Origin of the sequence: Dyadobacter soli (assembly GCF_900101885.1) — a bacterium.
Classification (GTDB): domain Bacteria; phylum Bacteroidota; class Bacteroidia; order Cytophagales; family Spirosomataceae; genus Dyadobacter; species Dyadobacter soli.
Window position 1 is genome coordinate 253,851 of record NZ_FNAN01000005.1, and the last position, 25,975, is coordinate 279,825.

Here is a 25,975-nt window from a genome sequence, read left to right on the forward strand (position 1 = left end):
TCACGTGTAATGAATGTGCTATTCAAAACGATCAAAAATATGCAATATAAACTACTACGACAAATTGTAGCGATGTCTAGGTATGCGGTTATCGGGACGGTTTTGCAATGCATTTTCGCTGGGTTACTGTCGGCTTCCGACGGCAAGGCCCAGGAGCAAAGCATTGAGAAAATCTACATTTCCATCGATCTGCACAACGTGCCGCTGGAAGATGCCTTTGTGGTGATCAACGACAAAACCAATTTTAATTTCCAGTACGATCAGAAACTCGTGCGGGACAAGACCGTCGACCTTAACTTCCCGCAGGCCAGCGTGGGGAAGCTGCTCAGGCACATTTCGCAGGAAACGAGCCTCAGTTTCAGCAGGGTCAACGAAACCATTTATGTCTCCAATGCCAAAAAACACGCGGTTACGGAGGTGCTGAACGGCACTTCGGTGTTCAAATCGTCGGCGGTAGGCAAGCGGGAGACATTCACCGGGTCGATGGAGGCCTATCACGCCCAGCGGCTCCGCGAGGTAATGGACAATGCGATCGCTTCGCTGACCGTGACGGTAGCCGGGGTGATCAGGGATGAAAATGGCAACGGCCTGCCGGGGGTGAATGTAGTCGAGAAGGGAACCCTCAACGGGCTCTCGACGGATACCGACGGCAGATACAAAATTACGGTCACCAACAATGCCTCGGTATTGGTATTCAGTTATATAGGATACACTTCACAGGAAATCCAGGTGGCTGGCCGCAGGTCGCTGGACGTGAAGCTGATACCTGAAAACAAATCATTGGAAGAGTTCGTCGTGGTGGGCTACGGCACGCAGCGGAAGGAGAGTGTGGTAGGCGCCATTTCGCAGGTCGATAACAAAGCCCTCATGCGTGCGGGCACGTCCAACGTCACCAACGCGCTCGCGGGCAAGCTCTCAGGCGTGCTCACGATGCAGCAAAGCGGCGAGCCGGGCAGCGACCATTCCGAAATCGTCATCCGTGGGCTTTCGAGCTGGAATGGCTCACAGCCGCTGGTAATGGTGGATGGCGTGGAGCGTGATTTTCGCGATATGGACCCGAACGAGATCGCCACCATTTCGGTATTGAAGGATGCATCGGCCACGGCCGTTTTCGGTGCGAAAGGGGCCAATGGGGTGATTATCGTTACTACCAAACGCGGCACGATCGGTAAGCCGAAACTGGATTTCACTGGTTCCTATGGCCTGGCCAAGGCGACGCGCATTCCGGATCACATCAGCTCCTACCAGACGATGTCGATGTACAACCAGGCGCTGATGAACGGTCAGCAGTTCACCGACCTCATCCCGCAATACGCACTGAACGAATACCGGAATCCGTCGACACCGCTGAATAGCCTGCGCTACCCGGATGTTAACTGGTTCGACCTGATGACCAAGCCATTTGCTACCAATGCCAATGCGAATTTCAATGTGTCGGGCGGTACCAATTTTGTCAAATACTTCGCCTCGCTGGGCTATGCTTACCAGGGTGATTTTTTCAAAGCCTATCACGAAGGTTACGACGACACACGCTACTGGTACAACCGGTTCAATTACCGCACCAATATCGATTTTAACCTCACCCGAAACACCACATTGACGCTCAATGTAGGTGGTGAAACCGGCGTAAAGAACCAGCCGAGCAGCTCGCCCTGGCGCAACCTGTACTCGACGGGGCCATCGCGGTACCCGGCTTATTTCCCGGCGTGGGTGCTCCAACAAGTGCCCGATCCGGATTATCCCGGCGCTACCGGCGACCGTCTTGCCATGAACTTCGGAGAGTTTACGGGTAACCCCTACACTTCCATGAACCAGGGATCTTTCAACCGATACCTGGATTCGAAGCTTTTTACCGACCTCATTCTCGACCAGAAACTGGATGCGATCACCAAAGGGCTTTCGGTCAAAGGAAAGGTGTCCATGAGCACCTACTATCGCAACCGCTCCCTTACCGCCAGCTACTCTTTTCCCGAATACCAATTGAATTACGACAAGATCGGGACCGAGGAAAACCCGTGGTTCAGGGCGGGGCAGGGCAACGAGGTTTTCGAGCAATCGCCGCTGGATATCAATGTAGGCGAGTTGGAAAATGATTATTACAAAGATTTCTACTATGAACTCTCGGCCAGCTACAACCGGGCGTTTGGAAAACATAGCGTGACCGGGCTGGTGCTCGTGAACCGTCAGCAGAAGGACAAGACGATCGACTTCCCGTATTACAATCAGGGCCTCGTGAGCCGCGCTACCTATGATTATGCCAACAAATACCTGGTCGAACTGAATGTCGGCTACACCGGTTCGGAGCGTTTCGCGCCGGGCAAGCGGTATGGTTTCTTCCCGTCGGGGGCCGTTGGCTGGGTGGTTTCGGAGGAGAAGTTCTTCAAACAGAGTGTACCCTGGATCAGCAAACTGAAACTGCGCTATTCGGACGGCAAGGTAGGAAGCGACATTGCCGACAACCGGTGGCTGTACCTGAGCGAGTTCTTCAAGGATAATGCGGGCTACATTCACGAAGATCTGGGCCCGAACCTTGTTTCGCAATGGGAAGAAGCCCGCAAGCGCGACTTCGGGATCGAGCTGGGGCTGTGGAACGACACCTTCACATTCGGCATCGACCTTTTCGACGAGCACCGCAAGAAAATGCTGCTGATCCCGCAAAGCGTCACCATGCTGGTGGGCAATTCATTCAAGGAGCTGAACCTGGGCCGGTTGAAAAAGCACGGTATCGAGATCGAAACGGAGTACCGCAACCACACCGCTTCGGGTTTGAACTATTTCGTGAAGGGTATTTTCGGGTTCAACGAAAACCGCATTCTGTTCAAGGACGACCTGCCGTACGCATTCGATTACCAGAAAGCAGCCGGCAAGCCATTGGGCGCGCAGCTGAGCGGGGTGGAGCTGACCGGCAGCGGATACTATACTTCAGTGGACGATATTCATAATAACGTGTCGGCGATCGATCTGCAAAAATTGAATGTAGGCGATTACAAATTCCTCGATTACAATGGCGACGGTAAGGTAACCAACCTGGACAAATACCCGATCCCGGGCTCGGATTATCCGCCGATCACCTATTCATTCTCAGCGGGTTTCTCCTGGAAAAAGTTCGATTTTAACTTTATGTTCCAGGGTAATGTGGGTAAATATGTGGAGTTCAACCAGCCTTACGAGGTGGAATTCATCAAAGGCGACTGGCGCGTACACGCTTCGCAGCTCGACTACTGGACGCCCACCAACCCGAATGCCAATCATGCCACCTTGCATTACTCCGGCGGCGGGAGTACCGACAATCTCTTCTGGGGCGGCGGCGAGGCCGACAGGGGCTTTGATATTATGATCAAAAACCGGTTCTGGCGCAACTCCAACTATTTGAGATTGAGAGAGGTGTATGCCGCTTATACATTCAATTCCAAATTCCTCCGGCGGGTGATCGGTACCTCGAACCTGGTGTTTTTCGTCACCGGCAATAACCTCTGGACGTTCACCAAGCTCATCGAGGGCGATCCGGAAAGGAAAGATTTCAATCAGGGTTTTTACCCCCAAATGACCACCGTGAAGTTTGCCATCAGGGCTGCATTCTAACCCAAACCAACTCATGATGAAAAGATTCATTACGATACTCTTTGTACCGGTGCTGCTGATTGCGCTGCTTGGTTCGTGCGTGGAAGATTATCTCGACAAAGCACCAGAGTCGGGACTTACACCTGACGACGTTTTTTCCAAATACGAAAACTTCAAAAAGTTCTTCGATGATATTTATGAGGGCAATCGGCTGGATGGTAAAGATTGGCGTGCCTATAATATCAAAAATGCCTACTCCCTCTACTTCGACTTCTGGGACCAGAAGTACACCCTGGAAGCGCTCACAGATATGAGCGATATGGGCCGGGTGATGGATGCCCAGGTGATCAAAACCGGGCAAATTTCCGCGATCATCAACAAAATGACCTATGACCCGCAGCGCAGGCCGATCCTGGGGTCGATGTTTTACATTATCCGGAAGTGCAACACCGCGCTGAAAAACATCGGAATGCTGAAAGACGCGAGTCCGGTCGATATCAACGATTTCAAAGGGCAGGCGCATTTCATCCGGGCGTTTGCGCATTTCGAGCTTTTCAGGTTGTGGGGGCCGATGCCTTACCTGACTAGCGTGCTGGGCCAGGATGATGAATGGGACATCCCGCGGCTCTCGAAACGCGAGACGCTGGTTCGCATTGCGATGGATATGGATTCGGCCGCCATGTATTTTGAGCAGGCGAGCCTCATGCGCCGCGACCCGGGCCCGGGCGTGGCGGGGCATTTGAACAACCCCGAACAAAAACGTCCTACCGGCGTGGCAGCCAAGGCATTCAAAGCGCGGGCGCTGCTGTACGCGGCCAGCCCATTGAATAATGAAAAGGGTAATGTCGACTGGGAAGATGCCGCGAAGGCCAATTGGGAAGCGATCCAGATCGCCGAAAGGCATGGTTACCAGCTGCTTTCGCTCGACGATTACAAGAAAAATTACATTGGTACTACTTATTCCAATGAGCAGCTCTGGGCTTGGTATGCCGGCACGAAGCCTTACAACAACGGCGACCTGAACGGCCAGATGAACGGGGTGTTCGGTGGCGGTAAAACCGGCTGGTCGGGCGAATGCCCTACGCAGAATACCGTCGATAAATTCGAAACGAAATGGGGCGAACCGTTGAACACGCCCGCCGACCGGCAAGCGGCTACGGCGGCAGGGCATTACAGCGAGCAGGACCCTTACAAAGACCGCGACCCCCGTTTTTACATCGATATCATCTACAACACCGCGCCGGTACCGGGTTATGGCAATGCCAAAATCTACTACGAAACCAAAGACGGCGCCGCCATTTACGGCCAGCTGCTCGACCAGTCCTACGCAGGCATTACCCGCACCGGCTACTACGAGCGGAAAACCTGGGGCGAGCAAAGCGTGAACAACAAAACGACCCCGCAGTACACCGATCCGCTGATTCGACTGGGCGAGTTGTACCTCAATTACGCCGAGGCTGCCAACGAAGCATACGGGCCGAACGGCTCGGCTCCCGGCGCGTCCATGACCGCCTTGCAGGCGCTCAACCGCATACGTACACGCGTAGGCATGCCCAACGTGCTGCCCGCATACGCGACGAGCAAGGACAAGCTCCGCGACCGCATCAAGAACGAGCGTACCATCGAGCTGTGCTTCGAGGGCGGCCATTACTACCACGACATCCGCCGCTGGAAAGACGCGCCCAAAGTAATGGGCGGCACGCTCTACCGCGTGGACGTGGAGAAGGTGCCTGTGAGCACCACTTACCCGACGGGCTTCAAATACGTGCGCATGCCGCTCTCGGCCGACCGCCAGGTGCGCTGGAAAGAAGCCATGTATTACCTGCCGTTCAACACGGAGGATATGTACAAGATGAAAAATTTCGCCCCGAACGAAGTTTGGTAAATCCCTAACGCTCAATTCAATGATGAAGAAAATAATGCATTATGTAGGGCAGGGGCTTATCGGGACGATAATGCTGTGCCTGCTGGGCGGCGGTAATGCGCTGGCCCAGGACAAGCCTGCCAAAAAGCAGAAGCCGGTAAATGTGAGCCTGAAAGTGACCGACGAGAACGGCAACCCGATCCCGAATGCGTCGGTGATAGTGGGGGAAGGGCAGATCCATGCCGAAACCGATGCCGGCGGGGATTTCACTTTTGAAGCATTACCGGAAGATTTTGTGACGGTTTCGTCCTATGGTTACAGCAAATCGGTTTCGCTCGTGGGCGACATTGCTTCCAATAGTGTGGTGGAACTGAAAAAGGCCAAACTCTTCGCCACGCCCGACGACGCCGTGCCGATGCCTTTTATGAATATGCCAAAGCGCCTGGCCACGGGAAGTTATGTGACATTGAAAACCGCCGATCTTGAAAAATACCCTACCAACGACCTCCGCAATGCATTCGCCGGGCTGGTGAATGGTCTGGAAGTGGTGGAGCGCGACGGCTCCCCCGGCCTGACCGCCGAGGAGGAACTCGGGAATTTCAGGATCACCGAAAAAATCGGTATCGCTACCCGCGGCCGCAGCCCGATTTTTATCATCGACGACGTCCCGACCGACATTACCGAAATGCCGATCGACCCGCAGGAAATCGAGTCGGTGACGATCATCAAGGACATTGTAGGTAAGGCAATGCTCGGCCCACGGGGCGCGGACGGCATTATTTACATTAAAACAAAACGGGGAAAGGTAAACGAGCGCGTGCTGAGCGTGAATGCCGAACAGGGCGTAAGCGTGGTGGACCGGTTCCCCGGCTGGGCCTCGGGCGCGGAATACGCACAGCTGAACAACGTCGCCAGAACCAACAGTGCCCTCACGCCGCTGTACAACGAGAACGATATTGCGGCATATGCGAAAAACAATCCGTACGATCTTTACCGCCCGAGCGTGGACTTCCGTAACCTGATGCTGAAAAACTCAAAGCCATTCACGAGGGTCAACCTTTCGTCGACGGGCGGGAACGAGACGGTACAGTACAGCGCCTACCTGGGCTACAATGGCGAGGGGGATATTTACAAAATCGGTGCGAAATCGGACTACAACCGGATCAATGTGCGGTCGAATATCGATATCAAAATCAACCCGCTGATCAAGGTCAAGTTCGACTTTTTCGGTGGGCTTACGCTCCGGCGGTCGGCCAACTATGGGTATAACGCCAACTTTACCAACGAAGACGGCAATACCAATACCGCGCTCGACCTGGTGGAGTTCAACTCGGCCATCAACGACATTACCAACACGCCGCCGATCGCATTTCCGGTGTACGCCGCATTCGCCGACAACCCCGTGGCGCCTTGGTACGGGGTGAGTTCCAATTTCAAGACCAACCCGATCGGTAACCTCATGCACAATGGCTATTACACCGAAACCGGCCGCACGGGTGCTTCCAATATCACATTTGAATATGATCTGAGGGAATTGGTACCCGGCCTGAAATCGACTACCTACGCCGGCTTCAACCTCTTCAACAGCCTGCGGATCGGTAAGGCAGAGGATTACATTGCCTATATCGTTACCCCCGGGAAAACCGACGCGGGCATGGATACCATTCGCCTTTCCAAAGTGCATGACGGCGTGGATATGGCCGGCCAGGCGAAGCTTCACGACTATTATTCGCAGCGTTTTGTGGTGTATGAAAATTTGAGCTACGAAAAAAACTGGGGCATTCACAGCATTCAGGCAGGGCTTACCTATTACCTCGGCAAATCGACGCGAAACGGTATTGAAGAGCCTCAGCGCCAGCAGAATGCGGTTTTTAATGGGGTGTATTCTTTCAAAGACCGTTACGTATTCCAGGGCGTGCTCAATTACGCGGGTACTTACAGCTTTGATAAAGGTAAACGCTATGCCATGTTCCCGGCGGCCGGTGTGAGCTGGGTAATTTCGGAAGAAGGATTTTTGAAAAACCTGAAAGCGATCGATTACCTGAAAATCAGGGCGGAGGCGGGAATGCTAGGGTATGAAGGCTTCCTGCCGCCATTCTACTACCTGGATCGCTGGGCCGTCAACTCGACCGGTTCCGCATTTGGTCCTTACTCGACCGGCCAATGGTTCGGCAGCAATACCGATAACCTCGCATACCGCACCACGCAGGGGCGCGTCGGTAACCCCGACCTGACCTGGGAGAAACGCAAGGAGTTCAACATCGGGATCGACGGGTTGTTCCTGAAACGTCGGCTTTCGGTGGAGATAAACTATTTCAATCAACTGCGTGACGGCATTGTGTCGCAACTTGCCAACACGCTGCCGCTGGTAGTAGGGGTGTCAGGTGCACGGCCGTGGTATAACTATAATAAAATCAGGACTTTCGGGGTCGAAATGGCATTGCAATTCACGGAGCGCGTGGGCGACGTGCGTTTCTCGCTTGGCGGTAATGCCACCGTGCAGAACAGCAAAGTCCTGAAATGGGACGAACCCAATTACCGCTTCGATTATCAGACGCGCGTAGGTAAGGCTGCGGACGCGTATTGGGGCCAGACCTACATCGGTAAATTCGCGACCGATGCGGAACCCGGCGTCATCCGGCAAGTTTACGACGACAACCTCAAAGCCGGCGACCTCAAATACCTCGACCGGAACGGCGACGGCATTGTGGACGACAACGACCAGGTGCAGATCGGCTACACCACGCCGCGGCTGGTCTACGCAGTGAACCTGAAACTGGCTTTCCGCAACCTCGAACTCACCGCCATCGGTACCGGCCGCGCATTTTACCAGATACCGCTTACCAACAAGTATTTCTGGAACGGCTGGGGCGATAATAATTACTCCAATTTCGTGAAGGAGAATATGGACGGGCAATATCCGCGCCTGACCTATTACAAGGTGAACAACAACTTCGTAGCCTCGGATTTCTGGATGCGTGACGGCGGTTTTTTCAAGATCCAGAATGTGGAACTGGCTTATAATGTGCCCGTTCGCCTGGGTAACCTCATCGGTGCGCGTGCCCTGCGCGTGTATGTGCGCGGCGCCAATGTGCTCACTTTTTCGAAGATCAAAGATGTGGATCCCGAGTCGATCAACTCGGGGATTACCAGCTATCCGTTGTTCCGCACATTTACAGGCGGGGTTAAACTGACATTTTAAAGCCAGAGCTATGCATTTGAAATCATTTTATATCAAAAACATCCTGTCGCTGGCGCTTGCCGCATTTGCACTGACATCCTGCGTCGACTATCTGGAACCTTACCCCAACGGGAACCGCACCACCGAGGACATCTGGAAGTACCAGGACATGGTGCAGGGACTTGTGGGACAAAACTACGACGTAATGCCCCGCGGCTACAACGATAACGAGGGCGTGTACCTCGATGGCGCCACCGACGACGTGGTGATCACCAGCACCACCCACGCATTGACCCGCTTTGCATTGGGTTCCTTGCCCACCAGCCAGGACCCCTTCCGCACCTATTGGGACAGGGATTACCGGGCTATTTTCCTCGTGAACCTGTTTTTGAAAGACCGTCGGGGCTACAATACGCGTTTCCTGGTGGACCCGCACCTGGATAGCCTGGTTAAAAACCGCTTGCAAGGCGAGGCTTATGCATTGCGGGCGTGGTTCCAATGGGATTTGCTGCAAAAGTTCGGCGGTACGGCCAACGGCCAGCTCCTCGGCTTCCCGATCGTGCTCGAACCGGTGGACGTGAAAGCGGAAACGAACCTCAAACGCAACACCTACGAGGAATGCGTGAAGCAGATCATCGCGGATTGCGATTCTGCCTACAAATACCTGCCCATCGCCCACCGCGATTTCCTCGTCAAGAATGCAAACGACAGGGCCTATGCCGGCGGCCGTTTCTGGGGCCGGATGGACGGCATTAGCACCAGGGCCATCAAAGCATTGGTGTACCTTACCTGGGCGAGCCCGCGTTTCAATCCATCCAACGATAGGTCGCGCTGGGACCTGGCCGCACAGAATGCCAAAGAGGTAATCGACTTCAAAATGACCACCGACGCCGTTACCAATGGCTTCAATGTCAAAAAGGGCGTGAACTGGTTCGATCCCAACTATCCGGGCATTGTGTGGGCATCGCGCTATAACAATGCCAACGACGCCATGGAGCGGATGTTCTACCCCGGCGGTTTCCAGGGAACAGGGTCGGTAGGGGCCACGCAGGACCTTGTAGATGCGTTTCCGATGAAAAACGGCTATCCCATCACCGATCCGCGCAGCAAATACGACCCCGCCAATCCCTATGCCGACCGCGACCCGCGTTTCTACGCCACCATTTTCCACAATAATGCCAAGGCCGTGAGGATCAATTCGGAAAACGTGATGTACACTTTCGAAAACTGGCAGAATGCCAAGGATGCGGCGGGGCCCGCGGTGAACAGCCGTACCAACTACCACATCAAAAAGATGGTGTTTATGGGACTCAACTGGTCGGACAACTCGATCAACCGCCAGCCGCATTCGAAGTCCTTCATCCGGTGGGAGCACATGCTGCTCACATTCGCGGAAGCGGCCAATCAGGTGGAAGGGCCGGACGGCGGCAAATATGGTATGTCGGCCAAGGAAGCGATGCAGCACCTGCGCCGGAAAGACAACTCCGACGGGGGAAAAGGCTTCGATACCGATCCCTATTTCACCGAAATCGCGGCGAAGGGCAAGTCTGTTTTCGGCGAATTTATCAAAAATGAGAGACGGATCGAGACGTGTTTCGAAGGTTTGCGCTTTTTCGATATCCGCCGCTGGACGACGAATCTCACGGACTTGAACAGGCCGGTACGGATGGCTAAAATCACCCGCAATTCAGACGGTACATTTCAATACAAGCTCGACGAAGTGGTGGAAACGCGGTCGTATTCGTCGGCATTCCTGCCGATCCCTTATGACGAAATGCTGAGAATGTCTAACCTGGTACAAAACGATGGCTGGGAGGCCTGGAAATAAATATGAATGCTATGAAAAAGAAAATTGCCGTCGCCCTCGGGCTGACCATGGCCCTGAGCGCCTGCTATGACGATTATATCAAGGATTTCGATTACACGTCGGTGTATTTTATGTACCAGACCAACGCGCGCACGTTCGTGGTGGGCGAGGGGATGCGCATAGAGGTGGGTGCCGCGCTCGCAGGGGTACGCGAGAACCGGCAGGACCGCGTGGTTGGCTTTCAATTGGACGCGTCGCTGGTGAATGCCAATGCACTCGCAGCGATGAAAGCGGGGGCAGGGTACGTCAAGGAGGCGGTGAGCGGCGTCGACACGCTGAAACCGATGCCCGCCGACTATTTTACCATTTCCGACAATTCCAAAATGGTGATCAAGGCCGGTGCGCATATGGGCTCGGTGGTGATCACAGCAGATTCGGCGCGGTTTCTGAAAGACGCCGCGACGATCCGCGCCGGGTACGCAATTCCATTTTACATCACCTCCGCCGACGCCGATTCGATCGTACGTGCGAAACGTTCGGCCGTGGTGGCGCTCAAATACGAGAATATGCTTTTCGGTAACTACTGGCACGGCGGCGTGACGACCGTGAAGGACGCCACAGGCAAGGTGGTGAACACCGTCAGGTACTACACGACGATCCCGTCGCCGGAAGCCAAGATTTTTAAACTGAAAACAGTGGCCCCCGACGCGCTCGTGACGAACATGGTCAGCGATAAGGAAGGATCATTCAAAATCACACTCGACGGAAATGCCATTAAAATCAGCAAAGCCGACGGTTCCTCCATCGAAGTAAAGCCCGATGGCGCGAGTACTTTCAACCGCGCGAAGCTGTTGCAGGAGCGCAAATTGTTTTTGAGTTATAAATATGAAAATGAGGATGGTACCACCTCCTTCGCTCAGGATACGCTTACTTTCCGTAACCGTATCCGTGACGGTGTGAACGAGTGGCAGGATGAGAATCCGGACCATTATAAATAGGTGTCAGGTTACCACTTCGTCAGCAAATTTTGCTCCGTATCTGCTTGGTAAAATTCTTACTTAATATTGTTTAAGTGCAATATTTAAGAAAGGTTTATCAGGCGGATATGGCATTTTTGTATTTGTTTTTGCAAATATCTTATAATAAAATGTTGGAACCCGCCTATTTTGGCAACGTTCCCGATAACGATTGCATAAATAAACTTCGTCTTTCGTTTTCGTTTTTCTCCCCGAATCTCTATTCTCCGATTGATTTCAAAATTGTATTATAAATACAATTAATAGGCTTATTGGAATTGTTCAAATAAGCTTGTTGGCAGAAATCAAAAAATACCTTTCGTCCCTAAGCTCTTTCCAAATAAAATATTTCAACAGATTGGTTACAAATCTGTGCTAAGTAACCGCGCGCATATTTGTAACTATTGCAAGAAAAAATATAATTATTTGTAAGGGGCAATCTATCGAGTGATCGTCAGAATTGACAGTTTATGGTGAACTACTATTAATGGTTAAACAATCAATGCGTATGAAAAGAAACTTTACAAGTATTGGCCACTGTATGATGCGTTGGGCAATGGCTGGTGCGGTGATGACGGGTTTTACAGGGCAGGTCTATGCAATGAGACCTTCAAATCCGTCCATCAGGGTTATCGACAGGACAGTTTCAGGAAAGGTAACGTCCGTAGAGGACAACCTTCCTATTCCCGGTGTTTCGGTGGTACTGAAAGGGAGTAAAACCGGGACGAACACCGATGTCGACGGTGCTTTCAAGATGAGTATTCCGGAAGATAATGCGGTGCTCGTATTTTCAGCAGTAGGTTTCGTGACGCAAGAAGTTACTGTTGGTAACAAAAGTATAGTGGATATCGTGCTGGCGAGTGACCAGAAGATATTGACCGAGGTGGTGGTGGTGGGTTATGGTACGCAAAAGAAAAGTCAGCTGACGGGTGCTATTTCGTCGGTGGGTTCAAAAGAAATCAATGAAATGCCTATTACCAACCTCGGGCAGGCCTTGCAGGGCCGCGCAGCCGGGGTGGACGTGACGCAGGCGGGTTCCAAGCCAGGTACTGTTCCGAAAATCCTGATCCGTGGTCGTCGTTCGTTCAATGCCGGTAACGACCCATTATATGTAGTGGATGGTATCCCGCTGGCCGGAGGTTATGAAGATATGAACCCCAACGATATCCAGTCGATGGAGGTTTTGAAAGATGCAACCGCCACGGCGATCTACGGTTCACGCGGTGCGAACGGCGTGGTGATCGTGACCACCAAGCGCGGCGGACAGAAGGGCAAAACGACTATCAGCTACGACGGTTATGTGGGGGTTTCGAAATCATTGGATAAAGTAGAACTGTTTAACGGACCCGAGTTTGCGGAATTCGTCCGTGAAGCCTATCGTGCTACCGGCGGCTACAAGGATGCCGCGGGTAACGCAATCCCGACCGGCGTAATCAATGCGGAGGCCGATGCGAAAGTGGCGGTACTCGGCGGTGACCCTAATGTTGCAAAAGGTATCGCCAACGGAACCAGCACCGATTGGCAGGATCTCATCGTGAAAACCGGTGTTATGCAGAACCATTCAATAGGTGTGCAAGGTGGGAACGACCGTACGCAGTTTTACATTTCAGGCGGTTTCTTCCGTGATAAAGGTGTGGTGAAAGAGGCAAACTTTACCCGTCTTTCACTACGCTCGAATATTGATCATCAGGTAAACAAATGGTTGAAGGTTGGTTTGTCTTCTTATATGATGAACAGCATCCGCAACGGTGACTCCCTCAATACTTACGGAATGACGATCAACCAAAATCCGTTGGCCGTACCATATGACGATAACGGCAAGCTGATTTTCTCGCCAACCAATGATGCGTTGCTGACCAACCCGCTTGCGGAACTGGTTCCAGGCGCGCAGATAGCGGAACACAAGCGTTACCGTATTTTCAATAGTCTTTATACCGAGTTCAATATTCTGCCGGGTTTAAAATACCGCGTCAATTTTGGCCCCGATTTTACCCTCAGCCGTTATGGGAGGTTTATTGGCTCACAAACAAACGCTCGAAAAGGAGGCGATACCCAGGCGAAAGTGATACAAGGGTTTGCATTCAACTGGACTTTGGAAAATATTATCAATTACAATAAAACTTTCGCAGGAAAGCATAATTTGAATGTGACATTACTACATTCTTTCCAGAAAGATCGCGCAGAAATTTTTAGCGCGAGTGTTCAGGGTGTTCCGGTGGAGGCGCAATCGTTTTACAATCTCGGAGCGGCAACGACCATATTCTCTCCTACGAGCGGCTTCCTTCCATGGCAGATCAACTCTTTCATGGGTCGCGTGAATTACGACTATAATGACAAGTACCTATTGACAGTAACGATGCGTCGCGACGGATCTAGCCGTTTCGGGGAAAATAGTAAGTATGGTAACTTCCCCGGCGTTGCGGTAGGTTGGAACCTGGCCAATGAAACTTTCCTGAAAGGCGTTAGCTGGATCGATCTGCTTAAAATTCGTGCCGGTTGGGGCAAAGTAGGTAATACCGGCTTGGCTCCTTATCAGACACAGGCGTTCCTTGGCCGGACTAGTTATGCATGGAACACGAATCCGGCTTATGGTTATCGCGGCGACAGGATCGGAAATCCTGATCTGCGCTGGGAGTCGTCGGCTACTTCCAACGTAGGCTTGGATTTTAGCTTAATACGTGGAAAGGTGCAAGGTTCAGTGGAATTTTACCAAACCAATACCACCGCTTTGCTGCTATCGGACCAACTGCCCGGATCAAGGGGATATCAGGCCGTTACACGTAACGTTGGCGAAACACGTAACCGGGGTTTTGAGCTGAGCGTCACCACGAATAACATCAACTCGTCGGGCGGTTTCAAATGGACTACTGATTTTACATTTACTAAAAATACAGAAGCGATCCTGTCACTCTACAATGGCAAGGTTGACGACATAGGCAACGGTTGGTTCATAGGTCGTCCGCTCAGCACGGTTTATGACTATCGGAAAATCGGTATCTGGCAAACCAACGAAGCGGATGCTGCAAAAGCGGTGAACAGTGAAGTAGGCCAGATCAAACTGAAAGACATCAATGGTGACGGCAAGATCAATGCGGACGACCGCGAAATCATCGGTTCCGATGTGCCTGATTTTAGCGGCGGTATCACCAACCGTTTGAGTTTTAAAGGGTTTGACCTTTCGTTCTTTTTCTTTGCCCGCGTAGGTAACCTGATCCGCAGCGAGTTCCACCGGAACAACAATGCATTGGCAGGCCGCTATCAGCAAATGAAAGTGGACTACTGGACGCCCAACAACCCGACCAACGAATTCCCTCGTCCAAAAAGCAACCAGGAATTCCCGGTTTACGGCAGCACACTCACTTACTTCGACGGTACGTTTGTGAAGCTGAGAAACGTGAACGTAGGTTACACTTTTACGCCGGAATTGTCTAAAAAACTGGGAATGGAATCGCTGCGCCTTTATTCAAGCATTCAGCAGCCGTTCATCTGGGCGAAATACCGCAGCAAATATAACGGTGTTGACCCTGAAACTACCGGTCTCGCGGCAGGCGGAACAGGTATCACACCTGCTACGATGGTAATCACATTCGGATTGAACGCTAAATTCTAACGGCCTGGTCCTGAAATTTTTAAAAGATACTGACAAATGAAAAATATAAGAAAATCGATTGTGGTGTGCGGCATGGCGGCATTGATGCTCGCAGGGCAGGGGTGTAAGGATGTGCTCGACGAGAAAATTATCTCGGGTGTCGGTACAGACTACCTGAATACGCCCAAAGGCTTTGAGGACGGGGTGAAAGCAGCTTATTCATCGCTCCGTTTTTACTACGCAACCCAGCAGGGGCTCACGATGAGTGAATTTGGTACCGACATTTACGCAACCGGCGCGGATGGAGGTTACAAAGGCTTCCATTTTTACGATGGTCAGTTGAACCCGACCGTAGATTACCTCGCAACAACCTGGGACGAGCTTTACAAAGGGATCAACACCTGCAATGCAGTGATCGAACGCGCCCCTAATGTGACGGGAGTTGCTGATAATATCAAGAAGCTGCGCGTGGCAGAAGCCAAGTTCCTGCGTGGCCACTACTACTACATCCTCCACCAGCAATATGGTGGAGTAGACCTTTATTTTAACGAAACGTTGACGCCTACCAAGGAAACCAAGCGTGCAACCGATGCTGAAATGTACACGGCGATCATCAAGGACCTGAGCGAGGCGGTTACCGACCTGGAAGCAAAAGCACAGTCGAGCGACTATGGCCGGGCTACCAAGCCGCATGCGCAGGCATTGCTGGCAAAGGTGTATTTGGCAAAAGGGTATTCCAATGAAAAAGCAGCTGATGATTTTACCAAAGCAGCTGATTTGCTGAAAGAGGTTTCTACCAAATACGGCTATAAAATGCTGGACGACTTCTCGGCTGTGTTCGATGAAAACAACCAGAACCATTCCGAAGTAGTGTTCGCGGTGCAATACACTACCGACGCATTGACCAACGGAACCGGTAACAGCTTGCACCTTTATTTCGGGATGCAGTACGACGTGCAGCCGGGTATGAAACGGGATACTTACTGGGGACGTCCATTCAAACGCCTCAGACCGACCGAGTACCTGATCAACACGATCTTCGCCGACCGCGTGAACGACTCGCGCTACAAGAAAACATTCCGCGATACCTGGATTTCCAACAACCCCGGTACGTATAATGCAGCTTCTTTCGATGATTCCAAAACGAAAGTGACGTTTGCTTCGGGCGATACGACGATCTTCATCCCGGGTTATGAAATGACCAAGGAAGAGCGCGCCAAGAAGCCATACCAGGTGCTTGTGCCCAGCAAATACTCGGAAGCATTGTTCCCTACATTGCAGAAGTTCTTCGATTCAAAACGTCCGGACATGACGTACGAGCCCGGTAGCCGCGATTATTACGTGGTGCGTCTGGCGGATGTATACCTTATGCTGGCGGAAGCATTGCTGCAATCGGGTGATAAAGCGGGCGCGGCAGAGGCATTGAATGTGGTAAGATACCGCGCGGGCTGGCCTGGGAAAAAGGATAAAATGCTCATTGCTGCCAAAGACCTTACGATGGAAACGATTATTGAAGAGCGTGCGAGGGAACTGGCCGGCGAGCAAACCCGCTGGCTGGACCTGAAACGCTGGGGACTGCTCGTGGAAAGGGTGAAAAAATACAACCCTCAAGCCTCGGCTATCCAGGCGTACCACGCGCTGAGACCGATCCCGCAAACACAGATCGACCGGAGCGCGAAAACTGCCGACGGCAAGTCGGTGTTCCCGCAAAACCCGGGGTATTGATCCGTTGCCGGAAGTAGACAAATCGAGAGGATGGTTGCATGTTGCAGCCATCCTTTTTTTGTTTTGAAAGGAGTATTTGAAAAAAAACTTACCATAGAATCAATGGTACTAACCGGTTGAAAATTAGGGCCTAATCTGAGTGCGGGAGGGCTGGAATGGCTGGCGTCAGGGTGGTATATTTCACCCAGAACATCATCTTAATTCAATGACCTATGCACATCACCAAAGGATTTTTCACCTCTTTGCGGCGCATAAGCGGAGTATGCATATATGCAATATGTATGTACCCGCCGGTGCCCGCCAGTGTCGTCGCGAGCCCGCTCGCAAGGGTTGGCCATGTAATGCAAGCTGATAGGACTGTCACCGGAACAGTACTGGCCAAAGAAGGAAATGCAGCCATTCCCGGCGTAACGGTGGTGGTGAAAGGAACGAACCAGGGCACGACCACCAATGCCGACGGGAAGTTCACCATCGAGATTCCCGGTAACTCGGCGGTGCTGGTGTTTTCGGCCGTCGGGTATGTTACACAGGAGCAGGAGACGGGCAATGCCAGCGTGCTCGACGTAGTGCTTGCTACCGATCAGAAAACGCTCAATGAAGTGGTCGTGGTAGGTTACGGCACACAAAAGAAACGTGACCTGACCGGCGCGGTATCGCAGGTGAACGCAACCCGGCTTGAAAACGAAAACCCGCAGTCGGTGCAGGATGTGCTGCGCGGTAATGTGCCGGGAATGAATGTCGGTTTTTCGACCTCCGCGAAAGGCGGCGGAAATGTGTCGGTGCGGGGCCAGAACTCTATCAATGCGGGCTCCACGCCGCTGATCGTGCTCGACGGTACGATTTACTACGGTGGCATGGAAGATATCAATCCCAATGACATCGAGACGATCGACGTACTGAAAGACGCGAGTTCGTCGGCCGTTTTCGGTGCCAAAGCAGCCAGCGGTGTTATTTTGATTACCACCAAAAAAGGCAAGGAAGGCAAGCCGCTGATCAATATCAACAGCAATTTCGGGTTTGCGGAAGTGGCTAAGAACCAGCCGGTATTGAGTCCGCAGGGCTTCATCAATTGGAGGCAGGAGGTAATGCGCAACATCAATGCCACAGCCGAGCCTGAGCGTTTTGCCGATCCGAACCATCTTCCGGCCGGCGTCACACTTGATCAATGGCTCGGCTACGATGGCTCCAAAGGCGACCCGACGACCGTTTGGCTGCAACGCCTTGGAATGCAGCCGGCCGAGATCCAGAATTACAAGGACGGCAAAAGTGTGGATTGGTATTCCAAAGTGTTTCAAAAGGGCTTCCGGCAAGACCATACGGTGAGCCTTTCGGGGCGCAGCGACCGAATCTCCTACTATATGTCATTGGGATACCTGAATAACGAAGGCATTATCGTTGGCGATAAATACAGCACTGTCCGCGCCCGCCTGAACCTCGAAGGCAAAGTGAACAAGCATTTGACGGTAGGGATGAATACACAGTTCGCTCGCCGCGACGAGAGCCAGGTACCCGTGAACTACGATCTGGCGCGCACCATTTCGCCTTGGGGTTCGGAGTTCGATGCGAATGGTAATTATGCCTGGCGGCCCAACGGAGAGGCCAGTGGCGGTAACCATCCCTACTACGCACGGAGTTTCATCCAACGCGACCAGGGTGCTCAAACATTGAATTCAGTGCTTTTCGCGAAGGTTAACCTCCCTTTCGGATTTACTTATCAAATCAATTTTACGCCCCGTTTCGACTATACACACCGCTACAATGCCGAATCCGCCAAACACGCCGAATGGGCTGCCGAGGGCGGCCGTGCTTCCCGCAAAGATTCGACGGTGTTCAACTGGCAGGTTGATAACATCCTCAAATGGAACAAAACGATCGCCGGAAAGCACCAGATCGACCTCACGTTCCTCGCCAATGCCGAACGTTTCAAAAGCTGGCGGGATAGTATTTCCAACAAAGGTTTCGCACCGACCGACGTGTTGGGCTACCACAACATCCAGGCTGGCGGAATACCGGTAGTTTACACCGACGACCAGACCAGCACCGCCGACGCATTGATGGCCCGTCTGTTTTATTCATTCAAAGACAAATACATGCTCACGGTATCGAGCCGCCGGGACGGCTATTCCGCATTCGGGCAGAAGAACCCGCGGGCTGTGTTTTCTTCGGCTGCATTGGGCTGGGTATTTACGGACGAAGGCTTCCTGCATTCAAAATGGCTCAGCTATGGAAAACTGCGGGTTTCGTATGGTAACAATGGTAACCGCGATATTCCCCGCTATGACGCCCTGGCCGATCTCGCGAGCGGGAAATACCTGCACGTGAAGCCGGATGGCACGGTGTACCAGGTAAGCCAGCTTTACGTAAGCCGTATGGCGAACCCGAATCTGAAATGGGAGAAAACCAATGCATTGAATGTCGGGCTGGACTTTGCATTGTTTAATAACCTCGTCGATGGAAGCGTCGAGTTCTACAAATCGACTACCAAAGACTTGCTCGTGAAACGTGCATTACCGAATGTATTGGGTTTTGACAACGTTTGGGATAACCTCGGCGAAGTGCAGAACAAAGGGCTGGAAATCAGTCTGAACTCCAACAATATACGCCGCGAAAATTTCACTTGGCGCAGCACCTTCAACTTCCAGCTCAACCGCAACAAAATCGTGCATTTGTACGGGAACATGATTGATCTCAAAGACGGTACAGGCAAAGTAACCGGCCGCAAAGAGGCTGACGACGTGACCAACCGCTGGTTTATCGGCCATGCGCTCGACGCGATCTGGAATTACCGCATTCTGGGCGTGTGGCAGAAAGAGGAGGAAGCCGAAGCGGCCAAATACGGCGTAAAACCGGGAGATTTCAAATTGAAAGATGTGAATGGCGACGGCAAGTTTACCAACGACGACAAGGAGTTTCTCGGCTACACCACCCCGCGCTTCCGCTGGACATTCCGGAACGAGTTCAAGCTTTTCAAAAGCCTGGATGTTTCGTTCATGATCTATTCTTATTGGGGACAAAAAGGCACATTCAACCAGATGAAGAACCGGGACGGCTTTGTGGATCGCACGAGTTCTTACGTATTTCCCTACTGGACCGAACAAAACCGCCAGAATGAATGGGCGAGGCTCTATTCCAGTGAAGGCTCGGCGACGGGTTACGCAGTTTACCGGAGCAAATCTTTCGTGCGGTTCGAAAACCTTTCCGTGGCCTACACCGTGCCGAAGGCCGTTTCGCAGAAAGCGGCCGTACAAAAGCTGCGCATTTATGGTAATGTCCGCAATATCGGCTTCTGGGCGCCGCAATGGAACTTCTGGGACCCTGAGAACGGAACGAATGGCACCACCAACAACAGCATTGCCACTTCGGTACCGAGCCCGCGCATTTACACCATCGGCCTCGACATCACCCTGTAATCACTATCACACAAAACTATATGCATTATGTTTAACCAAACATCCAAATATATACTCGCATTGGTCCTGCTCGGAGCGGGAACTGCGATTACGTCCTGCAAGGAAACCTGGCTGAAACCCGAGCCGCTTTCGTTTTATGAGCCCGATCTGACATTCAAAGACCTCGGTGGCCTGAAAGCGACGCTCGTAGCGTGCGAGCGCAACCTGCGCCTGGAATGGTACGGCGACGCCATGCCGATGATCACCGAATCGATCTTTTCGGACATTGCCGTGGAAGGCACTACCGATAAATCCGGCCCGGCGCAGAACCTCAACCTGCTCATCACACCCGATGCCCAGCTGAACCACATCGATTACAACCGAATCGGCTGGTACTGGCTGGAAGGGTACAAAGGCATCAAGTATGCGAATACGGCTATTTCCCGGATCGATTTGCCTAAGTATAAAGATGAGCAGGAAAAGAACGAGTTGCTCGGAGCGGCCTATTTCCATCGTGCGGCACGTTATTACCGGCTGACACAGCAGTTTGGCGATGTACCATTGATTTTGGAAGAAATAAATGGCCCGAAACTGGATTTCCAGAGCACGAAACGTGAAGTAATCCTCAAAAAAATGAAGGAGGACCTGGAATTCGCGGAGCAATGGGTACCTGCCGTTACCGACAAGGGAATGGTTAACAAAGGATCGGTGAGCCACTTGCTGACAAAAGTTAATCTCGCGCTGGGCCTTTTCGATGACGCGATCAAATCGGCAACCAATGTGATCGACGGCGGTACGCATAAGCTGATGACTTCACGTTTCGGCGCGACTGCGAATGATGCCAGCCGGAATGTGATATGGGATTTGCACCGGCCACAAAACAAGGCCATTGCCACGAATACCGAAGGGCTGATGCTGGTGATCGACCGGTTGAATATCGAGGGGAATGTAGAGGGCGGGATGCTTATCATGCGCAATGCGGTTCCGCTTTGGTTCAACAATATCAACACGCCGAATGGAAAGCGTGGAACGATCGATACCTATGGCATCGAGATTGACCAGGTAAGTAAGCTTGGGCGCGGCATCGGACGCCTACGACCAACCGATTACTCGCAGAATCAGGTATGGGACGATAAAAACGACCTTAGGCATGCTCCGGGAAACTGGGTCCGTATGGAAGATATATACTACAACAATCCGGGTATCAAAGAGGAGGACAGCTATTACGGCAAGCCTTTACAGCTGAAAAATGCCGAAGGCGTGGTATTGACGATCGATACCATCCGCTGCTGGTTCGACTGGCCGCATTACAAGCTGTTCGTCGAAGACCCGCTGCGCGTGCAGCCGCAGGGAGGTAATTCCGATTGGTATGTGTTCCGCCTGGCTGAAACGTACCTCCTGCGTGCGGAGGCGTACGCGTGGAAAGGTGATCTTGCCAAAGCGGCCGACGATGTGAACGCCGTACGCACCCGCGCCAATTGCGCGCCGCTTGCCGCCGGTAAAATCAACATCGGTACCATCCTCGACGAGCGTGCACGGGAGCTGTATTTCGAAGAACCGCGCAAAACCGAGCTGACGCGCATTGCCTACATTTTTGCGCAAACCGGCAAAGCGGCACCGAATGGTAAAACGTACACGCTCGACAAGTTTTCAGAAGATAATTACTTCTATGATCGGGTGATGGAGAAAAATGATTTTTATAACAAAGGTGTCCAAACGCGCCATGCAGATGAATACACCATGAGCCCTTACCACGTGCTGTGGCCCATTCCGCAATCGGCGATCGACGGGAATACGCAGGCGAGGATCAACCAGAACAAGGGATATGCGGGGCACGAGAAGAATGTGCCGCCGCTGACGGCAATCCCGAAATAAATTTACACGCAATGACCCGTAGATAGCGGGTCATTGTTGTTTTATATCGTCTGGGAGTTATGGATTTTTACATTAATCTAAACCTGAAATGAACAGACGGAATTTTCTACAAAACACTTCACTGGCCATGGCCGCTACCATGGCGGGGACCAGCTGGCTCGAAGCAGCGATAAAAAAAGGAGATGTTAAAATCGGCTACTCGGCTATTACGTGGGGTGGAAAAGACGAGCAAGCGATGGCTGACCTGTCAGGACTGGGCTTCAAAGGCATTCAACTGCGGGCCAATACATTTGCCCCTTACCGCAGCAAGCCTTCCGAATTGAAAGAGGCATTAATCAAAAGCAATCTCACACTCTGCATGTTTTCAAGTGGTAATGTGGAGATCGATCCGGCGAAATTTGAAAGTACTGTGGATACGCACGTCGCTCACGCGAGCTTTGTGAAGGCTTTGGGCGGCAATGCCATGCAGCTCACGAACAGCCTCCGTCCGAAAGACCGCGCGCCTTCCACGGAAGAGCTCAAAAAGCTGGCACAGGTAATGAACGAAATCGGCAAGCAAACGGCCGATCAGGGTGTGCAGGCGGTGTATCATAACCATATGAACCAGCTCGGCGAGACGCCCGAAGAAGTAGACGTGATCGTGCAGGCAATGGACCCGCGTTACATTAAGCTGCTGCTTGACATTGCGCATTACAAGCAGGGTGGTGGCGAACCACATGAGGCGATCGTCAAATACAAAGACATTCTGCATTCCCTGCACTTGAAGGATACCAAGCCGGCGGAGACAAAAAGCGGCTACAAGTTTGTGGAGCTCGGCCAGGGTAGGGTGGACGTACCGGCGGTTTTCAAGGCATTGGACAAAGTGAAATTCAAAGGCTGGGCGGTAATAGAACTCGACGGCGTGCCTGATCCGGAGAAATCGCCGCTGATCTGCGCCGAAATCAATAAAAAGTACATCACCGAGGTTTTAAAATATCCGGTCTAGTCTGAACTGGATTTGTAAGGGTATTCCTATTAATATTTCGTTATTAATCAATAACTGATATTAGATTGGGATACCCTTTTGCATTTTTCAGTTATCATCACCATTAATCAACACAATGAAAAAATTAAGATTACCGCTGGTCGCGATGGCCGCGTTCCTGCTCAGCGCTCCCCTGCAAGCCCAGAAGTCGAAAGACGGGTGGGTAGACCTCTTCAATGGCAAGGACCTGACGGGCTGGAAGCAACTCAACGGCCAGGCTAAATATGAAGTGAAAGACGGGGCGATTGTCGGTACTTCCGTAATGGGTACGCCGAATTCCTTCCTGACAACCGAAAAAGATTACGGCGATTTTATCCTTGAACTTGATGTAAAAGTCGACAATAAACTAAACTCGGGCATTCAGATCCGCAGCTTGTCGAAACCGGATTATATGAACGGCCGTGTGCATGGCTACCAGGTGGAAATCGACCCGAGCGACCGTGCGTACTCCGCAGGCATTTACGACGAAGCACGTCGCGGCTGGCTTTACCCGCTCGATCTGAACCCGGAAGGTAAAAAGCATTCAAAAGAGATGCCTGGAACAAATACCGCATCGAAGCGATCGGTAACTCGATCCGCACCTTCCTGAATGGTGTGCCTGTGGCGCACGTCGTGGATGATATGACACCCGTAGGCTTCATCTGTCTGCAAGTGCATTCGATCGGCAGCAAGGAAATGGAGGGTACACAGGTGAGCTGGAAGAATGTGCGCATTAAAACCGCGAACCTGAAACCGAGCCCTGCGACGAATGTTCGTATTGTGAATATGATACCCAATAACCTGGATGCGGCGGAAAAGGCACAGGGCTACTCGCTGTTGTACGACGGCAAATCGGTAGGCCAATGGCGTTCTTACGGCGGCACGGAGTTCCCTGCCAAAAGATGGAGCTACCAGGACGGCGTGATCAATATCTCAAAATCCGACGGTTCTGAAACAGGTAACGACATCGTGACGCGCAAACTCTACGGCCCTGCATTCGAGTATGAGTTCGAGTTTAAACTCACCGAAGGCGCCAACAGCGGTGTAAAATATTTTGTAGATCAGAAATTCAATTCCAATGGCAAATCGGGCATCGGCTGCGAGTACCAGGTGCTCGACGACGAACGTCACCCGGATGCGAAGCTCGGCAAGAACGGTAACCGTACCATCGCTTCATTTTACGATGTGATCCCGGCGGACCGTCCGAAGAATGCCGTGAAAAAGATCGGCGAATGGAACCAGGGCCGCATTGTGGTGCAGAAAGACGGTACCGTACAGCATTACCTGAATGGCTATAAAGTAGTGGAATATGTGCGCGGTTCCCCGCAGTTCAAGGAGTTCGTGGCAGGTTCGAAATTCGCGAAATTCGAAGGTTTTGGCCTTTCGCAGGAAGGTAATCTGCTGTTGCAGGACCACGGCGACAATGTGTTTTTCCGCAGTTTGAAAGTAAGGGAGATCAAATAGCCCGAACCGCCGGAAAAAAGGTAAAAAATTACAGTAGATAAACGGGCGTCCGACATTTAGAAACGATTGCCCGCAAATCAGACGCTCAGGCAATCAAAAATCAACTTTTATTCAAATCCAATATCATGACCAGTAGGAGGGATTTTCTTAAAAATGCAACACTGGCTTCTGCGGGTGTCGCAGTAGGCGCGAATGCTTTCAGTGCGGCCAGCTACCGCCGTATCGTGGGGGCTAATGATCGCGTAAGGGTAGGTATCATCGGTTTCTCGGACCGTTTCCGCAGCTCGCTGGCACCTTCTTTCTCGGATCACGCCAAGGAACTGAACTTTGAGTTTATGGGCGTTTCCGACCTTTGGAACCGTCGCCGTGATGAGGCGGAGGCATTCATGAAGGGGAAGCCTTATGCTGCCACTGAATTCGCAAAGGCACGTAATAACGAAGAGTTGCTCGCCCGCAAGGATGTGGACGCGGTGATCATCAGTACTGCGGATTTCCAGCACGCATTGCATTGTGCGGAAGCCGTGAAATCGGGGCGTGATGTGTATGTGGAGAAACCATTTGCGGAAACCCTGGAAGATGCGAAAGTAGCATTGAAAGCGGTGGAGGCTTCGAAACAAATCGTGCAGGTTGGTTCGCAGCGCCGCAGCGCGCCTAACTATTGGGCTGCTTACGAATACATCAAGTCGGGTAAATTCGGCGACATTACTACCGTTGAAATGACCTGGAATGTGAACCAGCCCGGCCGTTGGAGACGTAAAGAACTCGTTTCACAAATCCGCAAGGAAGATACCGACTGGACGCGCTTCCTCATGAACCGTCCGAAAGTGGAATGGAACCCGCGCTACTACCTTGAATTCCGTTTGTTCTACCCTTATTCATCGGGTATTCCGGGACAATGGATGGCGCACCAGATCGATACCGTGCACTGGTTCTCGGGCCTCGACGCGCCGCGTAATGTGGTAGCTAATGGCGGTATTTATACCTGGAAAGACGGTCGTACCAATGTCGATACGTTCAGCGCCGCATTTGAATACGGTCCGTTTGATGATAAGAGCAAAGGGTTCCAGGTGATTTATTCTTCCCGTTTCAACAACGAGGCAGGCGGTGTGAAAGAGTACTATTATTCCAATGGCGGGATGATCAACCTCGATACCAACAAAATCACTTCCGAGGGCGGTTTGAAAGAAAGAGATGCAAAAGGAATGGGCTTGCAGGCGAATTTGCTTCCTGAAATGTCCTTGAAAACCGGTGATAAAATCGCGACCGACGCCAACACCGGCGCCGATCCGATGACTTCGCTGCACATGCGCAACTGGATGGAGTGTATCCGCAGCCGCAAGGAGAGCAATGCACCTGCGCGTGTGGGCTTCAACCACTCGGTGGCGAATATCATGGCAACCCAGGCGTTGCATACCGGCAAACGCGTGAGTTGGGATCCGAAGAAAAAGGAAATCGTGCTTAGCTAACTTTTAAAAGATCGAACAGTGAATTTAAAACATAC

The 25,975-nt window shown here is 52.1% G+C and carries 11 protein-coding genes and 1 pseudogene; all 12 read left to right on the forward strand.

What is annotated here, in order from left to right:
* Positions 1–39 precede the first annotated feature (39 nt).
* The 12 genes and pseudogenes from BLQ88_RS09530 (at position 40) to BLQ88_RS09585 (ending at position 25,940) form a co-directional block, all read left to right on the forward strand.
* Positions 40–3,582 (forward strand): SusC/RagA family TonB-linked outer membrane protein, encoded by a 3,543-nt coding sequence (locus BLQ88_RS09530; protein WP_229212643.1) that lies wholly within the window; start codon positions 40–42, stop codon positions 3,580–3,582.
* Positions 3,583–3,595: 13 nt separating this feature from the next.
* Positions 3,596–5,446, forward strand: coding sequence for a RagB/SusD family nutrient uptake outer membrane protein (locus BLQ88_RS09535; RefSeq protein ID WP_176884956.1), 1,851 nt, complete (start codon positions 3,596–3,598; stop codon positions 5,444–5,446).
* Positions 5,447–5,465: 19 nt separating this feature from the next.
* Entirely contained in the window at positions 5,466–8,627 is a 3,162-nt protein-coding gene (locus BLQ88_RS09540) for a SusC/RagA family TonB-linked outer membrane protein (protein WP_229212644.1), read from the forward strand.
* 10 nt (positions 8,628–8,637) lie between these two features.
* Entirely contained in the window at positions 8,638–10,434 is a 1,797-nt protein-coding gene (locus tag BLQ88_RS09545) for a RagB/SusD family nutrient uptake outer membrane protein (protein ID WP_176884957.1), read from the forward strand.
* A gap of 11 nt (positions 10,435–10,445) precedes the next feature.
* The gene (locus BLQ88_RS09550) at positions 10,446–11,411 is read left to right on the forward strand and encodes a DUF1735 domain-containing protein (RefSeq protein ID WP_090148977.1); all 966 of its coding nucleotides are present in this window, start codon (positions 10,446–10,448) and stop codon (positions 11,409–11,411) included.
* A gap of 574 nt (positions 11,412–11,985) precedes the next feature.
* Complete coding sequence (locus tag BLQ88_RS09555; RefSeq protein ID WP_090148736.1) at positions 11,986–15,039, forward strand: SusC/RagA family TonB-linked outer membrane protein; 3,054 nt, start codon at positions 11,986–11,988, stop codon at positions 15,037–15,039.
* A 36-nt stretch (positions 15,040–15,075) separates the two neighbouring features.
* Positions 15,076–16,743: a RagB/SusD family nutrient uptake outer membrane protein gene (locus BLQ88_RS09560; protein WP_090148738.1), complete on the forward strand. Its 1,668-nt coding sequence runs from the start codon at positions 15,076–15,078 to the stop codon at positions 16,741–16,743.
* Positions 16,744–17,024: 281 nt separating this feature from the next.
* A complete protein-coding gene (locus BLQ88_RS09565; protein ID WP_229212645.1) occupies positions 17,025–20,153 on the forward strand; it encodes a SusC/RagA family TonB-linked outer membrane protein in 3,129 nt (1,042 codons plus the stop codon).
* A gap of 27 nt (positions 20,154–20,180) precedes the next feature.
* Positions 20,181–22,007: a RagB/SusD family nutrient uptake outer membrane protein gene (locus BLQ88_RS09570; RefSeq protein ID WP_090148742.1), complete on the forward strand. Its 1,827-nt coding sequence runs from the start codon at positions 20,181–20,183 to the stop codon at positions 22,005–22,007.
* 88 nt (positions 22,008–22,095) lie between these two features.
* Positions 22,096–22,992 carry a sugar phosphate isomerase/epimerase family protein gene (locus BLQ88_RS09575; RefSeq protein ID WP_090148743.1) on the forward strand — a complete coding sequence of 299 codons (897 nt, stop codon included), beginning with the start codon at positions 22,096–22,098 and terminating at the stop codon, positions 22,990–22,992.
* A 115-nt stretch (positions 22,993–23,107) separates the two neighbouring features.
* Positions 23,108–24,474: pseudogene (locus tag BLQ88_RS37520) on the forward strand (3-keto-disaccharide hydrolase).
* Positions 24,475–24,599: 125 nt separating this feature from the next.
* The gene (locus BLQ88_RS09585) at positions 24,600–25,940 is read left to right on the forward strand and encodes a Gfo/Idh/MocA family protein (protein WP_090148745.1); all 1,341 of its coding nucleotides are present in this window, start codon (positions 24,600–24,602) and stop codon (positions 25,938–25,940) included.
* The last annotated feature ends 35 nt before the right edge of the window (positions 25,941–25,975 follow it).